The sequence below is a fragment of the Parvibaculum sp. genome (assembly GCF_040882025.1).
Lineage (GTDB): Bacteria > Pseudomonadota > Alphaproteobacteria > Parvibaculales > Parvibaculaceae > Parvibaculum.
Genome location: NZ_JBBECC010000120.1, coordinates 1 through 3,705, shown reverse-complemented (window position 1 = coordinate 3,705; position 3,705 = coordinate 1). Strand labels below are relative to the sequence as shown.

The following is a 3,705-nucleotide window of genomic DNA, read 5'->3' as shown; positions in this document are numbered from 1 at the left end:
TCCGTTTCGATGACCGCCTGTTCGTGCAGCGTGCGGTGGACGGGGCATTTGTCGGCGATGGCGAGAAGCGCGGCGCGCTGTTCTTCCGTCATGTCGCCCTCCAGCCTGATCCGGCGGTGGAAGACGTCGATCTTGGGTCCGCGCTTCTCGCAGTCTTCGCAATCTTCCCTGTGGGATTTGTTGTGGGTCACGTCGCAGACGACATGGGCCAGCGCAATCGCCTTGCGGCGGGCATAGAGGCGGATCGTCATCGTCGTGCAGGCGCCCAGCGCCGCCGAGAGAAGCTGATAGGGGCTCGGGCCCAGATCGGTTCCGCCCATCGACACCGGCTCGTCCGCCACAAGCTGATGCCGGCCGCCGATGCTGATGTCCTGGCGAAAGCCGGACGCCTCCGCCTCGGCGACGCGCACCACGCCTTCGGGCGTCTCGGGCCGCACCGGCTCGGGGGCCAGGTCGAGGTAACGCGCGGACCATGACGAAATCAGCTCGGCCACATATTCGGCGTCGGCTTCGCGGCTGACCAGATGGTCGGCGTCGTCGAGCGAGACGAAACTCTTGGGATGGCGCGCGGCTGTGAAGATCGCCGCCGCATTGTCGATGCCGACGACCTCGTCGCGGGGCGCGTGCAGCACCAGAAGTGCGGCCCCCAGACGCGGCAGGGCATCGGCCAGCGATGCTTCGGAGATGTCGTCGAGAAACTGCCGGCGAATCTCGAACGGCCGTCCGCCGAGGCTCACCTCCGCCGAACCGTTGGCGCGGATCTCGTCGAGCTTGCCGCCGAAATTATGCGTCACATGCGAAGGGTCCATGGGGGCCGCGATGGTCACGACGGCGCGCAGGGAAGCGATTTGCGGCGCGGCTTTCAGCGCCGCCGCGCCGCCCAGCGAATGGCCGATCAGAAGCTGCGGGGGCATGCCCCGCGCTTCCATCCAGGCGGCGGCGGCAAGCAGGTCCGCCACGTTCGAGGAAAAATTCGTGCTGGCGAACTCGCCCGCCGAATGGCCGAGCCCTGTGAAGTCGAAGCGCAGGACCGCGATGCCAAGCGCCGCAAGCCGGCCGGAAATGCGGCGCGCGGCGGCGATGTCCTTCGAGCAGGTGAAGCAATGGGCGAGGATCGCGGCGGCCCTGACCGGGCCCTCGGGCTTGTCGAGCCGCGCGGCAAGCTCTGCCCCGAGGGCGCCGGCGAAGGTGACCTTTTCGCTGTGCACGTCGTTGCTCTCCGTGAAAGGGGCGGGCGGGATTTTTGTCCTGTCGCAGGGATAGCGCTAGACGCTAGCATTGCCGGCGACGACCAGCCACAAGGCGACGGCGATGAGGGCTGTGGCGGCGGCGAGGTTGAGGCCGCGGCCGGCCTTCGCGCCGGCAATGCCGCCCGCCCGCGCGGCGGCGAAGGCCCAGGCGAGCTTGACGCCGCCGACCGCGACGATGGCGATCAGGACGATGAGGGCGGCGTCGGCCGCGGTCATCGCGGCGAGGTCGAGAAAGGCCGGGAAGAAGCCGAGATAGAAGAGGATCGCCTTCTGGTCGCCCAGCGTCAGCAGGAAGCCCGCCATGAAGCTCGAAAGCGGCGTCGGGGCGGCGGGCGCGGGCCCGGCCGGCGCGGCGGCGTTGGCGCGGATGAGGCCGATGGCCAGCCAGACGAGCCAGAGGGCGGCCGCATATTTGAGCCAGTGGAAGGCCCCGCCCAGCGCGTCGGCCGCCAGCGCCAGACCGAAAAGAGCCAATAAAATGAAGAGGATATCGGCCGCGACGATGCCGGCGGCGGCGAGTGCGCCATGGGCAAGGCTGCCCGCGGCGGCGCGCGCGGAAACGATCAGTACACTGACGGATGGGACGGCGGCCAGCAGCGCCATGGCGCCGAAAAGCGCCGCCATGCCGCCGAAAGTCAGGGTGAGGCTCATGCCGGGCGCGACGCCGCCGGCGCCGTCAGGCGAGCGGCCTGGCGTGGTAGCGCGCTTCGGCGGGACGGCTTTCGTCGGGCTTGAGGCCGGCGTCGAAGCGGTAGAGCGTCGAGCAATAGGGGCAGACGATCTCGCTGTCGGCGCCCATATCGAGCCAGATATGGGGGTGGTCGAAAGGCGGGTTGGCGCCGATGCAGGTGAACTCGTGCACGCCGATCGAAATCATGCGCGCGCCGACCTCGTTGGAAAATTCCGGAACCGTTCCGCCGCTCATCTGGCTTGCTCCCGCTGGTGAATTCGGGCCGAAACTAGAGGGGTTGGCGGCTTCCGGCAAGGCCTGCCCAATCAATCCGTATGCGGACTATATGGCCGCAAAATAGCGGCAGCGGCGGCGGCAGCCGCGACAGGGCGCTGCCCTGGCCGCCGAAAACGCCCTCAAGTCGTTGATCCGGCAAGCTTTTCCGGCCGAAACGACAGCAGCGGCGGCAGCGCATACCCCCCCTCTGTCACGGAACTGTCATAAAACTGTCACAAACGGGCTTCGGGGACGATTTTGGACCCTTTTCACGGCGGTAGATTGTTGTTCGCTGCATTTCACCAGGGCCGGGGACAAGTGGCGGCATAAACGGCCTTTTTGCGCCCCGAAAGATTTCCCCACTTGAAATCGAAAATCGCCGGGACGGATTCCCGATCCGGGGGTCCGGCGGGGCTCCGGCGGCGGGGATGGCGCGACATGACGGCAGGGCATGTCATCCGTAGACGGATCGATTTTCCGTCCAGGGATTTCTTCCGGCCGGGCCGTTTTCACAGCGGCGCATCGCAGTTTGCCTCATTTCACATCCGGCGGGGATAAGAGAGGGACGGGACGCCTCCCGCGAGGCCTTCGGAACACGCGTTGCGGCATCGATTTGCCATCGGCGCGATTTCCCCCCTTGACGGAAATTTGCCGGAACGGACGACGCGACCGCCCGGATCACTTTTTGTTGCCGTGCGTTGCAGGGCGGGGACAAGTGGTGTTTTTGCGGGATAAGTCGCGGCTGTCACGGAACTGTCATAAATCGGTTCGGGGCACGGTCGAGCGGGATGCAATGGATTGCCCAACCCGATAGCCTTGCGCCAGACAATCTAATGATTCTGAAGGAAGATGCGTGGCTGATAGCGGGTTCGTTTTTCGGGGCAGTCTGTTTTCGCTCGATTTCATCGAGGACGGAGTTCGCCGCCTGCCGGAATGGGCCGCCGTGGCGGATGCCGAGATCGAAGACCTGCGCGATGCCCTCCTGGGCATCGTTTCGCGCTTTCCCGCCGACAAGAAGCCGAATGAAAGCCAGACCGAGGACGACCTGATCTGGCCGGTGCTGGCGCGTCTCGGCTGGGATGCCTCGCTGCGGCAGCAGAATCTCGCGGTCAAGGGCCGGGACGACGTGCCCGACGGCATCCTGTTCGAGAGCGAGGCCAGCAAGGCCGACGCCAACGCGCACCCGCAGGAATGGAAACGCTACGAATTCGGCCTTGCCATCGTCGAATCGAAAAGATGGGGCAGACCGCTCGACCGGCGCTCGGGTTCGCGGGGCGACGACAGCCTCGCGCCTTCAACGCAGATGTTGCGCTATCTCCGCCGCGTCGAAGACCTGACAACCGGCAAGCTGCGCTGGGGCATCCTGACCAACGGCGCGATCTGGCGTCTTTACTATTCGGGCGCACGTTCCGTCTCCGAACAGTTTTTCGAACTCGATCTCGCGGCGGTGCTTGGCCTTGAGGGGCAGGATGGCGGCCTGTTCGCGCTGGACGACGAAGCCCGGCTGCA

At 66.2% G+C, this 3,705-nt stretch carries 4 protein-coding genes; 1 reads left to right on the top strand and 3 read right to left on the bottom strand.

What is annotated here, in order from left to right; translation table 11 throughout:
• From WEB61_RS08635 to WEB61_RS08625, 3 genes are all read right to left on the bottom strand, one after another.
• Positions 1-1,208 (bottom strand): alpha/beta fold hydrolase (locus WEB61_RS08635; RefSeq protein WP_368063931.1); only part of this gene is annotated, 1,208 nt, incomplete at its 3' end.
• Between the two features lie 57 nt (positions 1,209-1,265).
• Entirely contained in the window at positions 1,266-1,901 is a 636-nt protein-coding gene (locus WEB61_RS08630) for a LysE family transporter (protein WP_368063930.1), read from the bottom strand.
• Between the two features lie 25 nt (positions 1,902-1,926).
• On the bottom strand, positions 1,927-2,175 hold the full coding sequence (locus WEB61_RS08625; RefSeq protein WP_368063929.1) for a zinc-finger domain-containing protein: 249 nt from the start codon (positions 2,173-2,175) through the stop codon (positions 1,927-1,929).
• A gap of 874 nt (positions 2,176-3,049) precedes the next feature.
• On the opposite strand from WEB61_RS08625, the gene WEB61_RS08620 reads away from it, so the two are divergent.
• The coding region (locus tag WEB61_RS08620) for a hypothetical protein (RefSeq protein ID WP_368063928.1) at positions 3,050-3,705 on the top strand (656 nt) is incomplete at its 3' end.